General features: G+C 58.9%; 18 protein-coding genes and 2 pseudogenes. 16 read left to right on the top strand and 4 right to left on the bottom strand.

What is annotated here, in order from left to right; genetic code table 11:
* Positions 1-587 precede the first annotated feature (587 nt).
* Positions 588-932: a BON domain-containing protein gene (locus tag ABQJ48_RS36585; protein WP_367842757.1), complete on the top strand. Its 345-nt coding sequence runs from the start codon at positions 588-590 to the stop codon at positions 930-932.
* 491 nt (positions 933-1,423) lie between these two features.
* Here the strand turns inward: ABQJ48_RS36585 and ABQJ48_RS36580 are convergent, their stop codons facing one another.
* Positions 1,424-1,786: a winged helix-turn-helix transcriptional regulator gene (locus ABQJ48_RS36580; RefSeq protein ID WP_367842756.1), complete on the bottom strand. Its 363-nt coding sequence runs from the start codon at positions 1,784-1,786 to the stop codon at positions 1,424-1,426.
* Positions 1,787-1,875: 89 nt separating this feature from the next.
* On the opposite strand from ABQJ48_RS36580, the gene ABQJ48_RS36575 reads away from it, so the two are divergent.
* Entirely contained in the window at positions 1,876-2,202 is a 327-nt protein-coding gene (locus ABQJ48_RS36575; RefSeq protein WP_367842755.1) for a nuclear transport factor 2 family protein, read from the top strand.
* Positions 2,202-2,627 (top strand): annotated as a pseudogene (locus tag ABQJ48_RS36570) (SDR family NAD(P)-dependent oxidoreductase); the annotation flags it as partial. The gene ABQJ48_RS36575 and the pseudogene ABQJ48_RS36570, both read left to right, overlap by 1 nt.
* Before the next feature lie 267 nt (positions 2,628-2,894).
* On the opposite strand, the gene ABQJ48_RS36565 reads toward ABQJ48_RS36570, so the two are convergent.
* A complete protein-coding gene (locus tag ABQJ48_RS36565) occupies positions 2,895-3,521 on the bottom strand; it encodes a tyrosine-type recombinase/integrase (protein WP_367842754.1) in 627 nt (208 codons plus the stop codon).
* Between the two features lie 102 nt (positions 3,522-3,623).
* Here ABQJ48_RS36565 and ABQJ48_RS36560 point away from each other — a divergent pair.
* From ABQJ48_RS36560 to ABQJ48_RS36545, 4 genes and pseudogenes are all read left to right on the top strand, one after another.
* A pseudogene (locus tag ABQJ48_RS36560) lies at positions 3,624-3,998 on the top strand (fumarylacetoacetate hydrolase family protein); the annotation flags it as partial.
* 85 nt (positions 3,999-4,083) lie between these two features.
* Positions 4,084-5,025, top strand: coding sequence for a VOC family protein (locus ABQJ48_RS36555; protein ID WP_367842753.1), 942 nt, complete (start codon positions 4,084-4,086; stop codon positions 5,023-5,025).
* A 219-nt stretch (positions 5,026-5,244) separates the two neighbouring features.
* On the top strand, positions 5,245-5,751 hold the full coding sequence (locus ABQJ48_RS36550; protein ID WP_367842752.1) for a VOC family protein: 507 nt from the start codon (positions 5,245-5,247) through the stop codon (positions 5,749-5,751).
* Between the two features lie 259 nt (positions 5,752-6,010).
* The gene (locus ABQJ48_RS36545; RefSeq protein ID WP_367842751.1) at positions 6,011-6,664 is read left to right on the top strand and encodes a polysaccharide deacetylase family protein; all 654 of its coding nucleotides are present in this window, start codon (positions 6,011-6,013) and stop codon (positions 6,662-6,664) included.
* A gap of 231 nt (positions 6,665-6,895) precedes the next feature.
* Here the strand turns inward: ABQJ48_RS36545 and ABQJ48_RS36540 are convergent, their stop codons facing one another.
* The gene (locus ABQJ48_RS36540; protein WP_367842760.1) at positions 6,896-7,600 is read right to left on the bottom strand and encodes an IS6 family transposase; all 705 of its coding nucleotides are present in this window, start codon (positions 7,598-7,600) and stop codon (positions 6,896-6,898) included.
* Positions 7,601-7,696: 96 nt separating this feature from the next.
* Here ABQJ48_RS36540 and ABQJ48_RS36535 point away from each other — a divergent pair, with 96 nt between their 5' ends.
* From ABQJ48_RS36535 to ABQJ48_RS36525, 3 genes are read left to right on the top strand one after another with little or no spacing between them, the layout of a single operon-like run.
* A complete protein-coding gene (locus tag ABQJ48_RS36535) occupies positions 7,697-7,948 on the top strand; it encodes a hypothetical protein (protein WP_367842750.1) in 252 nt (83 codons plus the stop codon).
* The gene (locus ABQJ48_RS36530) at positions 7,948-8,241 is read left to right on the top strand and encodes a hypothetical protein (RefSeq protein ID WP_367842749.1); all 294 of its coding nucleotides are present in this window, start codon (positions 7,948-7,950) and stop codon (positions 8,239-8,241) included. The genes ABQJ48_RS36535 and ABQJ48_RS36530 overlap by 1 nt, the downstream gene beginning before the upstream one ends.
* Positions 8,241-8,570 (top strand): ATP-binding protein, encoded by a 330-nt coding sequence (locus tag ABQJ48_RS36525; RefSeq protein WP_367842748.1) that lies wholly within the window; start codon positions 8,241-8,243, stop codon positions 8,568-8,570. The genes ABQJ48_RS36530 and ABQJ48_RS36525 overlap by 1 nt, the downstream gene beginning before the upstream one ends.
* 512 nt (positions 8,571-9,082) lie before the next feature.
* On the opposite strand, the gene ABQJ48_RS36520 is transcribed toward ABQJ48_RS36525, so the two are convergent.
* Positions 9,083-10,393 (bottom strand): MFS transporter, encoded by a 1,311-nt coding sequence (locus ABQJ48_RS36520; RefSeq protein ID WP_367842747.1) that lies wholly within the window; start codon positions 10,391-10,393, stop codon positions 9,083-9,085.
* 215 nt (positions 10,394-10,608) lie between these two features.
* Between ABQJ48_RS36520 and ABQJ48_RS36515 the strand changes: the two genes are divergently transcribed.
* The 6 genes from ABQJ48_RS36515 (at position 10,609) to ABQJ48_RS36490 (ending at position 17,224) form a co-directional block, all read left to right on the top strand.
* Positions 10,609-11,430 (top strand): FadR/GntR family transcriptional regulator, encoded by an 822-nt coding sequence (locus tag ABQJ48_RS36515; RefSeq protein WP_367842746.1) that lies wholly within the window; start codon positions 10,609-10,611, stop codon positions 11,428-11,430.
* 118 nt (positions 11,431-11,548) lie between these two features.
* Positions 11,549-12,529: a D-erythronate dehydrogenase gene (gene denD, locus ABQJ48_RS36510; protein WP_367842745.1), complete on the top strand. Its 981-nt coding sequence runs from the start codon at positions 11,549-11,551 to the stop codon at positions 12,527-12,529.
* Positions 12,530-12,552: 23 nt separating this feature from the next.
* Positions 12,553-13,851: a 3-oxo-tetronate kinase gene (gene otnK, locus ABQJ48_RS36505; RefSeq protein ID WP_367842759.1), complete on the top strand. Its 1,299-nt coding sequence runs from the start codon at positions 12,553-12,555 to the stop codon at positions 13,849-13,851.
* Positions 13,848-14,510: a 3-oxo-tetronate 4-phosphate decarboxylase gene (gene otnC, locus ABQJ48_RS36500; protein WP_367842744.1), complete on the top strand. Its 663-nt coding sequence runs from the start codon at positions 13,848-13,850 to the stop codon at positions 14,508-14,510. The genes otnK and otnC overlap by 4 nt, the downstream gene beginning before the upstream one ends.
* A gap of 364 nt (positions 14,511-14,874) precedes the next feature.
* Positions 14,875-15,660: a hydroxypyruvate isomerase family protein gene (locus tag ABQJ48_RS36495; protein WP_367842743.1), complete on the top strand. Its 786-nt coding sequence runs from the start codon at positions 14,875-14,877 to the stop codon at positions 15,658-15,660.
* A gap of 736 nt (positions 15,661-16,396) precedes the next feature.
* Entirely contained in the window at positions 16,397-17,224 is an 828-nt protein-coding gene (locus tag ABQJ48_RS36490) for an alpha/beta fold hydrolase (protein WP_367842758.1), read from the top strand.
* Positions 17,225-17,532: the final 308 nt, after the last annotated feature.

The raw sequence follows: 17,532 nt of genomic DNA, 5'->3' as shown, positions 1-17,532 counted from the left end.
TCGCGAGACCCCGCCTCAAAGATACCGCTGCGCCCGCTGTCTGGATGGCCGTCCTGTCTGCCTGAGCAGGTATCCTTTGTATAACAAAATATCTTGTCCATATCGACTATTTGCACCAGAGCCCTCCTTTGCACCCGTTCCGGAAAATCTCCTTATAACAGTTTGCATGTTTGCATCCTCCTGTTTGATGGACCAGCGAGGAGCATGCCGCTTGGAGCGTGTGTCTTTCCGACAGCGTGTGGTGCGGGGAAGTAATTGAGAAGGCCTTGCTGAATACCGGGCCAGAACGTCGCGCTGTAAATCATGGTTATCCACACTTCGACCGCGAAGAGATTGTGAAGTGCGCAGCGTACCTTTTTGAGCTTCTGTAGCCGTAGCATTGGAGGTCTTCATAAAGGCACGATATGCGATGATGTTCGCGGCGCTCGACGTGGCCGCGTCGTGACACGCCGCGATCCGTGCTGCGCCACCCGACGCCGACCGGCGTTTGGCCCACTGCTCAGCTCTCCATATAGCGCTTATATAGGAAAACCGACTTCATGTCGCGGTCCCTGCTTAACGCACGAATCTAAATTGTCGTAACAGAAATGCAAGACGCGCCACACATCAAATGCCGGCTGCTGATTGTCGCGGCGTTCGCGTTGTCCGCGATCGTGTTCACCAACGGCTGTAAATCGACGGCGACGACGCCGGTGACCGCACCGAGGGAGATCGCCACTGACGACGCTGCACTCGCCGCCCGGGTGAAGCAGGCGCTCGTCGCGGATCCGGGACTGAGATCGTTGCCGATGAGCGTCGCGACGTATCGAGGCGTCGTGCAGTTGTCAGGATATGTGGATTCGGAGGCACAGATTCAGAAAGCGCTTGCCGTGACGCGCGGCGTGCCGGGGGTGCAATCCCTGAGCAACGAGCTGCAGCTTAGGCCGCAATGACGCGCGTTGGCCGGAAAACAGACGACGAATGACGACGGCAGGAGAGCGCGCCACAGCGGCGGGCTGCCTCAACATCAACAAGTTCCTGGCGCGAGTGCGCAATGCATGTGCCGCGCGATCGGCGGTTCTGGCAATGGAATAGTGCATCTGCGCTTTGAGGCCCATTTCCCTGCGCTCTGCCACGGTCACCGTTTCGGGACCGACGTGATCGGACCCCGTTGCAGCCGCTCGGACGAGATTTACCACCGTCCGCTCCGGGAGCGACATGAGACGACCGCAGATAACGCGTCGCTCTCCTTTATCTCGTCGGCCATCACGGACAGTGGCGGATCGCTGACGCGGTCCATCGACCATACCGCGACCCGGCGGCGTGACTCCGAAAACGTTGGGGGAGCACCCCAAACCGATGCAAACCCGTCCGTTGACTTGCAGCAGACACCTGGTCGACGACCCACAGAATTCGAATTCAGGAAAAACAGGGTCAGTCAGCCTTAGGCACGCCCGCTCGACGCGGCCGATGGAAAGTCTTCACGGCGCTCCGCCCATTTCAGAATCGCATCCAGTGCCGGGCACAGCGCCTGCCCCCAATCGGTCAGGCGGTAGTCCACCTTCGGCGGCACCTGGTGATACACCGTGCGCATCACAATGCCGTCCTCTTCGAGGCGGCGTAGCTGCTGGGCAAGCATCTTTTGCGTGATGCCGGGGATCAGCCTCTCGAGGTCCGAAAAGCGTCGCACCTGACCACCGAAAAGGTGAAACAGGATGACCAGCTTCCAACGTCCTTCCAGCAGCTTGAAGGCGGCTTCGACGTCAATCGCGGCGGTGGTGGGAGTGTAGGCTTTTCGGTTGGGCACGGCTTACTTACTTTTTAGTGCGTTCTTGCGATGTGGTAACTATAGCGCCATCATTGGGACATGCAAACGTGACGTTCAGGACAAGTCCGATGAACATGACCCTGCCGCCGCCAGTGGATGCCTATCTGAACGCGGAAACGACTAGCGACACCGCTCCTCTCCCGAACTGCTTCGCTGCCGATGCTGTTGTGCGCGATGAGGGTCGCACTATCGAGGGGCTCGAAGCCATCCAGGCCTGGAAGAAAGACACCAAAGCCAGGTACCAGTACGCCGTCGAGCCGCTGGACTTGTCCCAGGATGGCGCCGCCGTGACGATGCGCGCCAGGCTCACGGGCGCCTTTCCCGGCAGCCCGGTCGAGCTGACCTACACGTTTGTCCTGGCCGGCGGCAAGATCGTGTCTCTGGAGATTCACTGATGAGCGCGGCACTCGAACTTCAGGGCCTTCGTGCCCTCGTCACAGGCGGGACCAAAGGCGTCGGTAGAGCCGTAGTCGCGCACCTTTGCGAGGCGGGCGTAAATGTCCTCGGCTTCAGGGTGCTCGACGACGACGAATGGAACAAGGCACTGAGCCTGAACCTGTTCCCGGCAGTGCGCATCGATCGCGCGCTGTTGCCCTCGATGGTCGAGCAGCGCTCAGGCGTCATCATCCACGTCACGTCGATCCAGCGGCAGTTACCGTTGCCGGAGGCCACGATTGCTTATGCCGCCGCCAAGGCTGCCCTGTCGAACTACAGCAAAGCCTTGTCCAAGGAAGTCAGTCCGAAAGGCGTTCGGGTCGTGCGTGTCTCCCCCGGCTGGGTTGAGACGGATGCCGCCGCAGGTCTCGTTGCTGAGATCGCCCCTGCCCGCCAATGACCTCTGCTTTTCTGTAGCACGGCCACCCGTGGTGGGCCGGGCATTATTTGCCGGCGTCATCGCACCAGGACGTCAGGTCACACAGCAGGTCACCCTTCGTCCGCAATTCGCGATGCCCTGGATGGCGGACAGCAAGCTCGAAGCGTGATCAGCGACCGTCTCATGTCGAGCCGGGAGCGGACCCGCGAAAGCTTCCTCTGAATGGCTCAACCTTAACGGACAGTGTCCCCTTACTGTCCGGCCGATGGTGGCTTAAGCCTCCGTCTGTTCTGCCATCTCCAGCGCATCGTCGACCTCGATGCCGAGATATCGCACTGTACTTTCCAATTTCGTGTGGCCGAGTAGCAGCTGTACCGCTCGCAAGTTTTTCGTGCGGCGGTAAATTAGCGACGCTTTCGTTCGCCGCATGGTGTGCGTCCCGTATGCCGTATTGTCAAGCCCGATCGACCCTATCCAGCGATGCACCAGGCGGGCGTATTGATGCGTCGAAAGGTGCGGCGAACTGTGAATGCGACTCGGGAACAGAAAATCGGAAGGCGACAGTCTCGCTAACTTGATCCACGCTTCCGCGCTCTCTCTGGTTAACTCGGTGATTTCGAACTGAACCGGCCGTTGCGTCTCCTGCTGCATGACCGTTGCCCGTGAAGCAACGCGCTGACCAAGGCAGATATCACGCACTCGCAGTTTGGTCAGATCCCACGCTCTCAACTTGCTGTCGATGGCCAGATTGAACATCGCAAGATCGCGCGTTCTTGCCGCCAACTGCAGACGGATCCGGATCGCCCAGATCTCTTTCAGGATCAGCGGTGGCTTCTGCCCCGTCAACTTGCCTTTATTCCAGGGCACACGCGCCCCACTGAGAACGATAGTCGCGTCCATGACAATCTCCTTTCAAGTGAAGGGAGTGCCAGTCGGCGCCGATCACCGGGGACGATAACCGACCCCCTCCCGCCCCTCAGCGGAACGTCGCCAAAGTCCGCTCCGCCGTACCAATTCAAGTCACCACAATGGACGGTCGGTAAGAATTTCGACGGCACCGGCGCGTTCGGCCCCGAGCTGCTGACGCCCGACGAACTGCCGGCGGGCGCGCGCGGGCTGCGGCTGGAAACCTGCCTGAACGGCGTGGTCGTGCAGTCGGCGTCGACGGACGAAATGATCTTCGACGTCGAATCGTTGATTTCCACAATCAGCGAAGCGATCACGCTCGAAGCGGGCGACGTAATCGTGACGGGGACGCCGTCAGGTATCGGCTGGGCGCGCGAACCGAAACTGCTGATGAGGCCGGGCGACCTATGCGAAGTGGCGGTCGAAGGGTTCATGGCGCTGCGCAATCCGATCGCCGACGAAGCTACCTGAACTCGCCAACTGGGGGCCATAGAGGCCCGGGATGGTTCCTCGCGGACCATCTCCGTGGCAGACAACCATGTATAAGGATGGAGACATGCGCCAAGCAGCAGTGCATTCTATAGATCACTTCGCGCTGAACGTACCGTCGCTCGACGAAGCCCGGCAGTTCTTTACCGCGTTTGGCCTTGACGTGCGAGATGTCGGTCAAGGCAACGCGGCGGAAATCGAGCTGCGCGCGCTCGACGGACTTCGCTGGGGGCGGGTACTGCCCGCGGCGCGCAAATCGCTTGCTTACTTCGATTTCAGTTGCTTTGAAGGGGACCTCGAACCGATCGCCCGACAGGTGCGCGACGCGGGTGCCAAGACCGACATCGGCGTTGCCGCGATACTCGGCGAGCGCCACTTTGCCCGCGACGAACTGTGGTTCAACGATCCCGACGGTAACCTGATCCATGTCGGCGTGGGCCCCAAGACGACGCCGTCCAGCCGGACTCCGTTCGGGCGGCCCGAAGTGGCAGCCGACAGACGGGGATCGCAGCCGCGCTCCGAAGTGCGGGCGGTCCGACCGCGGCGCATGAGTCACGTTCTGCTGTTCACGCCCGACACGCTGCGCGCGGTCGATTTCTACGAGCGCGCGCTCGGGTTACGGCTGTCCGACCGCTCGGGTGAAATCATCGCGTTTATGCACGGCGTTCACGGCAGCGACCATCATCTCATCGCGTTTGCCGGGAGCAGCGCGAAGGGCTGGCATCACGTCGCCTGGGACGTGAGCGGCATCGACGAGGTCGGTGAAGGCATGGCACAAATGGCGGCGGCCGGGTACTCCAGGGGATGGGGTGTCGGCCGTCACGTGCTCGGTTCGAACTATTTCCATTACGTGATGGACCCGTGGGGCTCGTTCTCCGAATATTCGGCCGATATTGATTTCATGACTGCGGGCACGGTATGGACTGCCGGAGATTTCGCGCCCGAGAACTCGCTCTATCTGTGGGGGCCGGACGTGCCTGACTTTTTCGTGCGAAACACTGAGGTCTGAATGTCGCGTCAACCCGGCGGCGGCGATTCACGGATCCCGGCCGTCCGGGATATGGCAAGAACTTGAATCGATCTGACCCAATGCCCAGAAGGGTTTGATGTGACGACGGTTGGGACTGCGGATGACACCCCGGCCATTGATGAAAGCAGGTACCTTGTGTGCGGCGAGAGCCAGCGCACCGCGCACCTGAAGGTTGGTACATCCGGATAGGAGATAACCATGCAAGCAGATTCCGACGCTTCTGTACTGGCGCGTCGAAAGGAACGACTGAGGTCCAACAGGATTAGCGGTTGGCACCATCATGCCGTGCGCACTGAAGATATGACCGCCACCCGGGCTTTCTACGAGGGCGTTCTTCAATTGCCGCTCGTGGGGACGTGGACTGAGGCCTACGACGTCATCAAACAAACGCCGTCGAACTACGTTCATTGCTTCTTCGAAGTCGGAGACGGCAGCGCGCTCGGATTCTTTCAGTTTGAGGAAGGTATGCGGGACGAACCGATGCCGATGCCCCGAGATCCGTATGAGCATCACGTTTCGCTGGGAGTCGACTCAATGGAAACCGTCGATTACTTTCGCAAACGTATTGAAGAGGCTGGCCACCCGGTAGAGATCGTTGATCACGGCTACTGTTACCGTGCTACCCCCACGATCCCAATGGCATGGTGGTGGAAATTTCCACAATCGTTCCGAACGGCATCGAGATACTTGAACAGTCGGCGCTGACCGCGGAAGCCGACCTCGAGAACTGGCTCGCAGGGGTGCGCGAACCTAACAACCTGTGGCGCGGGAAGACAAAAATTTAGCGTGGCGTGGAAGCCTGGCTATGCTCGAATTGCCCTTCGACCCTTCGCAAAAGGGTACGACGACGTTCTGTCACAGCCCGGCTTGTTACGTACAGGTGATATCTGTGCGGGTACGTGCGCGCTCTCTGCCGACGAATGACCGCACGCGATAGCAACGCAGCACGTAGGACCTGATTTTCATGAGAAAGCTGACCTTAACATTCGACAATGGACCGACACCGGGAGTGACCGAAAAGGTGCTCGATATCCTGGCGAGACGGATGAAAGCAACTTTCATGGTAGTGGGCCAGAACCTTTTCGACCCATCCGGCGCTGCGCTTCTTCATGAAATCGATGCCGCCGGCCATTTGATCGGGAACCACTCACTGACCCATACGATCGCCTTTGGCGAGCGGACCGACAGGGAATATGTCGAGGACGAAATAGGCGGGACGCAGCGAATTCTTGGTGACTATGTGCATCCCGGCCGCTTTTCCCGCCCATTTGGAAACTGCGGCCTGCTAGGTCCGCACCTGTTGAGTGAAGCTGCTCTGTCATATCTGCTGCAGAATCATTACACGAGCGTGCTATGGAAAAGCGTACCGCATGATTGGGACGACCCGGCTGGCTGGGTCGAGCGCTGTCTGGCAGACGTTGACAAGCAGGACTGGACGGTGGCCGTGCTTCATGACATTCCTGACGCGTCGCTGGCGCGATTGCCCGAATTGCTAAGTAGACTTAGCGACGCGGGCGTTGAGCTTATGCAAGAGTTTCCCGAAGAAGTCATCCTGACTCGCGATGGCAAGCTTGTTTCTTTTTCGGATACCTACGTTGCGGAACGCAGTCTCGCCTAGTGCCAGATGAATTGCTAATCGGTCTCGGTCCGCCGCATCTTTTAATAACGGCTCCAGTCTCGCTTCGAAGCCATCAACGGTGGCCGTGAAACGCCCATCCGGAAATCCAGCGATGCTGGCCGCCGCTTGTCGCGGGGGATAGCGACTAAGTAGATTTCCTTGCACGTCGGGACACGCGGTAGTGGTGCAATCTCGGTAGGCGACCGAAAAATCGCCCATATTTCGGATACCTCAACGAGCTGAAATAACCGCCATCCAGATCGAGGGCAAAGTAGTGTCTTTGAGGTGTATGCTGGTGAGATCGAACTGGCCTTTGCGAATGCGATGCATCAGTTCGATGCCGGAGAGGATAACGGCGGCGCTGCCGAACCGCTTGAACCCGAGCATCACGTTCGCCCGCGCTTTGATGTCGCGGTGATCCTGCTCAATCAGGTTATTCAGGTACTTCGAGGATCGCAATTCCGTTCGCCTGGGTAGCGCCCCGTCGGCCTTCATCTCGCGGACCGCCCGATGAGATGCCGCGTAGCCGTCCAGCGTGATCGTCTCAGGAGCGCGTCCCTGAGTCCTGATTGCCTTCGCGAAGAACGCCTTTGCTGCCGCCACGTCGCGCCTGGCGCTGAGGCGAAAATCGATCGTCTTTCCCGCCCGGTCAACGGCGCGGTAGAGATAGGCCCATTTGCCGCGAATCTTCACGTAGGTCTCGTCGAGCCGCCTCGACTGACCGGCTGTCGTAGCCAACCGATTCCAGCGTTTGACGAACTCCGGCGTGTAGCGCTGCACCCAACGCAGGATCGTAGTGTGGGCGAGGGACAGGCCGCGCTCAGCCATCATCTCCACAAGATCACGCAGACTGAGCTTGTAGCGCAGATACCAACGCACGCAAAGGACGATGACTTCGCGGTCGAAATGACGCCCCGTTGAAGAACCATTCGAGATCTTTCAGCTTGGTCATCGGCTCGTGGTCGTCAAAAGTTCAAGAGTAACAGACCGACGCGCCGAAATTGCACCACAACCCCCGCGGAGCGGCCCAACATGAAAGTCGGCCGGCGGGCCGAACCGGTTGCGCGACAGCAGGTCTCCGCGGTCAGCGAGCCGACCGGCGAGGAAAGTCAACAACCAGCTATCGGGCCGATGATCGGCCATGAGATTCGCAATGCAATTACGCCGCTCAGCCTGCTTGCCCGTTTGCTGAATACGCAGTATGGCCACGACGATCAGCTCACGCGGTATGCGCTGCTGCTGTCGCGGCAAGCAAACCTGCTGGGTCAGTTGGCCAGCAGTTGATGGCGCCCGCCCATGCGCAGCGTGCGAGCCCGCCGGAGCCTGAAGGCGAGGCACCACCGGAACCCGCCGCGGACACGTGGACGGCGCATCCGGCGCACGTCAACGTCGACAATTTGCTCGTGCATTGCATTCAGGGGGCCGAAGCGGGTGTCCCCGAGCAGGCGCCGGTTCAACTGACCGAAAGCGATGCGTCACTCCTGGTGCAGGGCGACTTCGGCAAGCTGACGCAGGTGTTCGTCAACGCGATGGTGAACGCGCTCAAATATCCCCGGAAACGGATGCCGTCACGGTGATGGCGGCTCGCGCTGGGCGCTACTGCCATATCAGCGTGCGCGACAACGGCATCGGCATCACGCCGCGCGAGCTCGCGGCGATCTTCAAGCCGTATGCGCGCGGCCTCGTAGGTCGTGCGCTGGGTGTCAATGGTCTTGGGCTCGGATTATCGGTGGTCCGTGAGATCGTTGCGGACCATGGCGGCACTGTCGAGGCCTTCTCCGAAGGCACCGGTGCGGGTTCGGAATTCGTGGTGCGCCTGCGGGTTGCGAAGGTGTCGGTAAGCGCCGATGCCCGAAGCCATTGGCCACGACCTTCAACTTCCTCGGATTTACGCACGTGTGGGTGACTTCGAAGAAGGGCCGGGCGTTGGTGCGGCAGTTGACCGCCGAGGATCGCGTTGCGCGTACGCTTACAACGATAAATCGGGTTTGCCGTAGTATGCGGACCCGGCCGCTTCGCGATCAGCACCAGCGTCTGTGTCGGATGCTCAAGGGGCACTACGCCTACTTTGGCATTAGCGGGAACTACGAACGACTGGCGACCCTGCGGTACCAGGTCGCACGCATCTGGCGTAAGTGGTTGTCGCGTAGGTCGTACGAACGCTCGATTCCATGGGTTGCCTTCACGAGGATACTCCAACTATTCCCGTTACCGCAGCCTCGGATTGTCCATCGCTACGCCAAACCGTGAGCGAATCTGCATGATGAAGAACCGGATGTCTTAATTGGGCTCGTCCGAGTCTGTGAGGGGTGAGGGGGCGACCTCCTCGCCTACTCGGAGGCCGCCAAGGGATTTTCTCAAAGCCTGCAACCAGTTGTCGGGGAAAGCCCGCAAACTACCATCGATAACACGCCGTGCTCAGCGATTGACGACCTTCGCGGGCACCAGGAAAATCAGCAGCGAACCCAGGAAGAGTGCACCGGCCATCGCATACAGACCGGGATTCGTGCTATGCGTCATGTCCTTGATGAAGCCAATCAGATAGGGGCTGACAAATCCCGCGAGGTTACCCCAGGAATTGATCAATGCGATACCGGCTGCAGCGGCGGAGCCGCCAAGGAACGCTGTGGGCAGGCTCCAGAACAACGGCAGCGTGCTAAGTCCCCCCATGGCTGCAAGCGTGAGACCGATCATCGCGAGAACAGGCTGGCTTCCGAAAGCGGCCGACATGATAAGACCGACACCGCCCAGAACTGCGGTGAAAGCGAGGTGCCAACGCCGCTCGCGCTGCCGGTCGGCGCTACGCGAGACCAGCAGCATGGTCGCAGCGGCAGCGCCATACGGGATCGCTGTGAGCAGGCCAATATGCAACGGATCCTTTACGCCAGTCGATGAGATCAGGGTAGGCAGCCAGAAACCGACCGTATAGAAGCCACAGATCATGCAGAAATAGATTGCTGTAAGCAGCCAGACGCGGCCGTTCCTGAATATATCGCCGAGTGAATGCTCAACCTTATGCGTGGAGTCGGCACGGATCTGCTGTTCGAGAAATTCGCGTTCGTCCGCCGCCAGCCACTTGGCTTTCGAAATGCCATCAGTCAACAGAAAGATTGCGCCGATGCCTGCCGCGATTGAGGGCAGACCTTCAATGAAGAACAGCCATTGCCAGCCGGCGTGGTTCATCGCTCCGTTAAAGGAATGGAGCACCAGGCCCGACAACGGACCCCCAACGAGACCAGAAAGCGGCACTGCTGCGGCGAATGCAGCAAACATCTTGCCGCGTCGATGTGACGGATACCAGTAAGACAGATAGAGGATCACTCCGGGATAGAAACCCGCCTCGGCCAGACCAAGCAAAAAGCGCATGACGTAGAAAGCAGTCGGCGTCGTGACGAAAGCCATACCCGATGAGATGAGACCCCATGTGATCATGATACGGGCCATCCAAAGCCGAGCCCCGACCCGATGCAGGATGATGTTGCTGGGAATCTCAACCAGAAAATAAGCGATGAAGAAAATTCCGGCACCGAGCCCATAGACGGTTTCGGAGAAATGCAGATCCGACGACATCTGGAGCTTCGCGAATCCCACGTTCACGCGGTCCAGATACGCAACCAGATAGCAGAACATCAGGAAAGGCACGATCCGCCAGGTGACCTTGGCGTAGGTTCGTGTTTCAAATGACTGCGTGTCGACCTGTGTTAAGACCTCTACTGAATCGCTCTGCACTATTTCTGTCTCCTTGACGACCAGTCCCGCGTCGGCCTTTCGCTGTTCTGATCCTGGATCTGCCACCCGAGTTCACGATGGCAGCACGGCAACATGCGAGAGACGCTGTGGCGGCTATTTGTATGATAACCATACATAGTACGTATGGCGTTCCGATCATAGTTAGAAAGTGGTAACGTGTCAACCAAACCACCTTTCATTCCAATTGCAACCCTATGGCCCATTCAACCCAATCGGCAACAAATTTCGACCCACCGAAAATCGCCAACGTCGGTACGCTTGCCGACCGGGTGACAGCTGTGCTGCTGGAGAAAATCAAGGGTGGCGAGTTTCCGGCAGGAACGCGGTTGCCGACAGAACAGGTGATAGGCGAGCGCTTCGGTGTGAGCCGCACTGTCGTACGTGAGGCTATCTCGCGTCTGAAGTCGGATGGACTCGTTGAAATCCGGCAGGGCAGCGGGACCGTGGTGCGTGAGCCCAATCGAACTACGGCATTTCGCCTGGATTTGGATCCGAAGGATTCGATCGATGCCGTGCTCCGGGTGAACGAGTTGCGGCGCGGAATCGAAGCAGAGGCGGCCGTGCTCGCGGCGCAACGTCGCACGCGCGCGCAACTGGCAGACATAAAACTTGCGCTGGCCGCAATCGACAAAGCGACAAAGGAAAAGCGGGATGGTGTAGACGAGGATCTTGCTTTCCATATGGCGGTTTCGCGAGCCACCGGCAATCCGCTGTATCCGTCACTGCTCGAGTTCATTAGCCAGTTTATTCACGCCGCGATCCGCGTGACCCGGACGAATGAGGCGCGCCGCGAGGACTTTTCGACCCAGGTACGCAGCGAGCACCGTGCGATCTTCGACGCGATAAGCGCACAAGACGAAGAAGCTGCCAGACGCGCAGCACTTACCCACATCGACAATGCCGGCAAGCGGATTCAGGAGGCCGACGCTACTTTCTGGGAAGGTGTTGGCACCGCCGTGGCGCAGCCTCTTATTAACCAGGGACGTAAGGTTGCGAAGCGCGCTTCGCAAGATTAGACCTCGACCACGAACGCGTCCGGACTCCGGCCAATTTGCCTCGCACCCGGCTCTAATGTAAGATCATCATACAAATTTTGCGGCGTCGTTTCGGCCGCGTATTGTATGGAGATGAAACATGAAGATTCTGGTGACCGGCGCAGCGGGTTTCTTGGGCCGGCGGCTGATTCGCGCACTGCTTGTGCGCGGCGAGTTGACTGATGCCGCAGGGCAGCGGAAGCGCATTGAGCAGATCGACGCGTTTGACGTTGTCCCGCTCGAAGGCATCGACGATTCTCGCGTTCGCATTCTCACCGGCGACATTTCCGACCCCGCGCAGGTCGAGAAGCTGGTTGATGGAGACACAAGCTCCATCTTTCATCTCGCCGCAGTTGTCTCCGGCCAGGCCGAACAGGAGTTCGAACTCGGCATGCGAATCAACTTCGATGCCACCCGGGCGCTTCTCGAGCGCGTCCGCATTCTCGGCTCGCAGGCCCGCCTTGTGATGACGAGTTCGGTTGCCGTGTTCGGTGGCGAACTGCCGGCGACGGTCGAAGACGCTCATGTCTGGGCGCCGCAAAGCTCATATGGCACAGAGAAGGCGCTTGCCGATTTGCTGCTTGCCGATTACAGCCGGCGTGGATACGTGGACGGCCGCAGCCTGCGAATGCCGACGGTTGTCGTGCGACCCGGTAAGCCCAATCGCGCGGCGTCCAGTTTCGCGAGTGGCATCATCCGGGAACCCATCAATGGAGTCGACGCGGTATGCCCGGTTGCGCCCGAAACGATCCTGTGGTTGATGTCCCCGGATCGCGCCGTAGAGAATCTTGTGCATGGTCATGAAATCGCGAAGGGCAGACTGACTCGTGGCCGCGTGATCAACATGCCGGGTCTCTCGGTTTCCGTCAAACAGATGCTGGCGTCGTTGCGTCGTATCGCGGGTGACGAAGTTGGGAATCGCGTGCGTGTCGAACGTGATCCTGCAATTGAGCGCATCGTGAATTCCTGGCCGGGTAACTTCTCGGCGGAGTACGCCCGCTCGCTGGGATTTGTCTATGACGTCGATTTCGACAGCGTCGTACATGCCTTTATCAAGAATAACTCTGCGGTTCCCGCGTGACCATCCACTTCCAGAATCAAAAGATGACTTTGTCTTCAGTCCTGCTCGGTTGCATTGCCGATGATTTTACGGGTGCGACCGATCTCGCCAACATGCTTGTGCGCGGTGGAATGCGCACTGTTCAGGCCATCGGCGTACCTGACGCGCCATTAGACACGGCGGCGCAAGCAGTTGTCGTCGCGTTGAAATCGCGAACCGCTCCGCGCGGGCAGGCGATCGCCGAATCGCTTGCAGCGCTTGAGTGGCTGAAGACGCTCGGTTGCAGGCAGTTTTATTTCAAGTATTGCTCGACATTCGACTCAACTGATGACGGCAATATTGGCCCGGTCGCGGACGCGTTGATGCAGGCGCTGGGCACTGATTTCGCCATCGCTTGTCCGGCTTTCCCTGAGAATGGACGAACTGTATATCGAGGTCATCTCTTCGTCGGCGACGGCCTGCTGAGCGAGTCGGGCATGCAAAATCATCCGCTCACACCGATGACCGATTCCAATCTCGTCCGTGTGCTGCAGCGTCAAACAGCATCGAAAGTTGGGCTGCTGCGTTATGACGCTGTTCAGCGAGGCGCAGAAGCGGTTGCGATTGCGCGTACGTTATTGCACGGGGAGGGCATTCGTCTTGCCATTGCCGACGCGATTTCGGACGCGGATCTGTACACCCTTGGTACTGCGTGCGCGAATGACCTTCTTTTGACCGGTGGATCTGGTCTTGCACTTGGCTTGCCGGGCAATTTCGCTCGGGCGGGCTTGCTGCCGCGCGCGAACGACACTGCAGAACTTCCGGTGATTGACGGCTTTTCCGCGGTCTTAGCGGGAAGCTGCTCGTGTGCGACGCAGGCGCAGGTTGACCACTGGAAAAGCGCTGGTCGACCGGCGTTCAGGATTGCTCCGTTGTCAGTCGCAGCTGGTGAAGCTGTGGTCGAGCAGGCGATCGAATTTGCGCAGCAGCACATCGTGACGGAGCCGGTCCTCATTTATGCGACCAGCACGCCCGAAGAGGTCAAAGCTGTCCAGGAGAAGCTCGGCACTGAGGCGTCCGGTGAACTTGTTGAGCGGGCGCTCGCGAGGATTGGACAAAGGCTGCACGACCTTGGCGTGCGGCGCTACGTTGTAGCTGGTGGGGAGACGTCTGGAGCAGTCGTCAATGCACTCGGAGTCAAGGCACTTCGGATTGGCGCGCAAATTGACTCGGGGGTGCCATGTACGGTGTCAATTGGCGGCACCCCGCTTGCGCTCGCGCTGAAATCAGGCAACTTCGGAACAGTTGATTTCTTCAGCAAGGCGTTGGCCATGTTTGACAAATCCGTGGAGTTAGACCAATGATCTCAACTGTAACATCGGAGGCAGCGGCTGAGAGCAAGGCTCGCGAGGAAATCGCGCGAATCGGTGAAGACTTGTATAAGCGCCGGTACACGGTGGGTTCTGCCGGAAATATCAGCGCCCGGCTGAATGACGGCTGGCTTATTACGCCCACAGATGCGTGCCTGGGACACCTCGATCCAGCCCTGATCGCCAAGGTCGACCGCAAAGGGCAGTGGGTCAGCGGCGACAAGCCTTCCAAGACGCTCGAGCTACACCGGAATGTCTATGACTGTAATCCCGAGATGCACGGGGTGGTGCACACGCACTCGACCCATCTTGTCGCGTTGACCCTCGCCGGTGTCTGGCAGGCGGACAACGTTCTTCCGCCGATTACGCCGTACTACGTAATGAAGGTGGGACACATTCCGCTGATTCCCTATTGTCGTCCCGGCGACCCGACGGTCGCTGCACGCGTGCGTGAACTCGCTAATGAGGTGCGCGGCGTATTGCTTGAGAGGCTCGGTCCCGTCGTATGGGGAGCGAGCGTGTCGCAGGCAGCGTGGACACTGGAAGAGCTCGAGGAAACCGCGCGTCTCTGGTTGATGACAGAGCCGCGTCCCGTAGCGCTAACTGAACGTCAGATTGACGAGTTACGTACGACTTTCGGCGCGCGCTGGTAACACCGAAGCGTCGCAAAGATTTACGTACAGCTGCCTGGAGCGTGGACTTAACCCGGAACAACACTACTCTCGCCGCGGATAAACGTCCTACGGCAGCATGAATGAAGCGAGAACGAGCTTGAGGCGCGCTGGCCCTTGAAGGGAAATGACGGCCCGAATTGTGCAATATGCTTCCTGTCAGCACCTGGTGTACTTGCGTCCTTCGGATCTTGCACAATGCGCTCGGTTCGGTTTCGCGAGTACGCAATGATTCGTATCGGCCGTTTGAGCGGTAGTGAGTTTCGTCGTAGCAAAAATTTGAATTGCAAACTGGCATGCGCGGTGTCGGACACATCGCAAATGCCTATCAGCCCACGAGATAAATATGTCAAAGTTTTCTGCAAACATATCGACGATGTTCCAGGACCTGCCGATTCTGGATCGGATCGAGGCGGCGTCGAAGGCCGGTTTCCAGGCCGTCGAATTGTGGTTTCCGTATGAGATAGATGCTGCCGAATTCAAGCGCAGCCTTGATCAGCATAACGTTGTGTGCGTCGGCATTAATTCCCCGGCTGGTAATCCAGCAAACGGTGACTGGGGTCTTGCTGCGGAGCCGCTGCGTCGCGCTGAATTCGAGCAAAGCGTTCAGCAGGCGATGGCTTATGCGAAGGCCATCGCCTGCCCTAAGGTGCACGTGATGGCTGGAATCGTTCCTGAAGGGCATTCACGCGTCGAGGCGTGGGATACGTACAGGCAGAATATCGCTGTGGCGTGTCAGATTGCGCGGGACTATGGACGGGTAGTGCTGGTTGAGCCTCTGAACAGTGTTGACCGTCCGGCGTATCTGCTCCACAGACAACGCCAGGCGATCGAACTCATCAAGTCACTGAACGAACCCGACAATCTCGCCATCATGTTGGACGTTTACCATGTTCAGCGCGAACAGGGGAACATCGTTGAATGTCTCCTCGAGACACTTCCTTACGCAGGACATATCCAGATTGCGGACGTCCCCGGCCGCCATGAGCCGGGAACTGGCGAGATTAACTTTCCTTTTGTTTTCAGTGAGTTGCGGCGAGCTGGGTACGATGGTTGGATTGGTTGCGAATACATCCCCGCTAAAAGCACGTTGGATGGTTTGTGCTGGATCGAGCCATGGTCTGTTGCTTGAACGCCGCGCCGAATTGTCGCACCAGCATCGGGTAGTCTCGCAGCTCACAATCACGCTGCGCTCGAAGAGCGAACCTGCCATCGTGCCCGGAAGGCGACACGGGACTTGCGACGTAAACGAGCAGCACGATCGCAACGTCTTGACGTCCGTCAGTGTCTCCCGAAGGGAGGCGTCGGGTCCATCTCAGTAGAACCCTTTATCGAGGGCCTTCTTGCTTATCGCCACGATATTCGATCGCACGATTCCGCGAACCGCTGCGGTCTGAACGGCAACGGGCGGAGCGTCTGGTAGTCCGTGATTCGCGCACCGGGCCTCTCTTTCGGGTGTCCCCGGCGCTCCGGGTGGCACCGCGTCGCTCCCGAGCCGGCCATCGTCGCGCAGCGAAAAGTTATCGGGGCGATTCATCTGGGCTGACTACAGATTCATGTAATAGCCTTCTTTCGCCCCGCCAACTAACATCGCTTGGAGCTATGAACGGGTCAATTCCGACTCTACGGTTGGTGGGACCTCGGGCTTGGCGAGACATCTAAAAACAGGAGAAGAAAGCATGGGCGACCCTACGAAGACTGAGGGAAATGATGTCAGCGAGGAATTCGATCCCAAGCGTCGCCGGGCCATCCAGACCGGCGCAGCTGCCATCGTGGCGGGAATTGCGTTTCCATTCGCGCCTTCTTTACTTGCGGCTCCTGTATCGGCAGGGCACGACACCCAACATCACATTTCGGGAACTGAAAAAATGAGCGGCTACGTAAAGACCAAAGACGGCACGGAGATTTATTACAAGGACTGGGGCCAAGGCCAGCCAATTGTATTTCACCATGGTTGGCCGCTCAGTTCAGACGACTGGGACGCCCAGATGCTGTTTTTCCTGCAACACGGTTACCGGGTCATTGCCCACGACCGCCGAGGCCACGGCCGCTCCACTCAGACCTCCAGTGGCCATGACATGGACACCTATGCGGCGGACGCTGCCGCGGTCGTCAAAGCCCTGGACCTCAGGAACGCCGTCCATATCGGTCACTCCACCGGCGGCGGTGAGGTGGCCCGTTACGTGGCTCGTTACGGCAAAGGACGAGTAGCGAAGGCGATCCTGGTTAGCTCCGTACCGCCGCTCATGCTGAAGACCGACAAGAATCCTGGAGGTACGCCTCTCTCGGTGTTTGACGGATTCCGTGAACAGCTCGCCGCGAACCGGACACAGTTCTTTCTCGATGTGGCGTCGGGACCGTTCTATGGCTTCAATCGGCCGGGCGCGAAGGTGTCGCAGGGAGTCATCCAGAATTGGTGGCGCCAAGGCATGATGGGTGCCCCCAACGCTCACTATCTCGGCATCAAAGCGTTTTCGGAGACCGACCAAACGGAAGACTTGAAGGCAATCGACGTGCCGACTTTGGTGATTCAAGGAGATGACGATCAAGTTGTACCCTACCAGGATGCCGTCCTTCTCCAGGCGAAGCTCATCAAGAACGCGACGCTGAAGGTCTATCCAGGCTATTCCCACGGCATGCTCACCGTCAATGCGGAGGTGATCAATCCCGATCTGCTGGCTTTCATCCGCGCGTAGCCTCCCCCACTTGTTGACTGAGTTGTCCTCCTGTTGAAAGGGGCACGTCAGGTATGGCTATTGGCTCCGGCAGGAGGCAAACCATCGCAACTGTCGCGCGACGGGAGGCCTCTCGCGGGAACAGCTCGTCACGAAGCGCCAGTCCCTTGAAGGCTTGTAGTTTGCGCCTGAGGCCCTCGATAAAGGGTTCTACTGAGATGGACCCGACGCCTCCCTTCGGGAGACACTGACGGACATCAACCTGACGTGTGGAGGTTCATCATGGAAATCGACATTCTCGGTATCGATCTCGCGAAAGAGGTCTTCCA

This window comes from Paraburkholderia suaedae (assembly GCF_040812055.1).
GTDB lineage: Bacteria > Pseudomonadota > Gammaproteobacteria > Burkholderiales > Burkholderiaceae > Paraburkholderia.
Note: the sequence above shows the minus strand (reverse complement) of the source record. Positions and strands in the feature narration are given on the sequence as shown.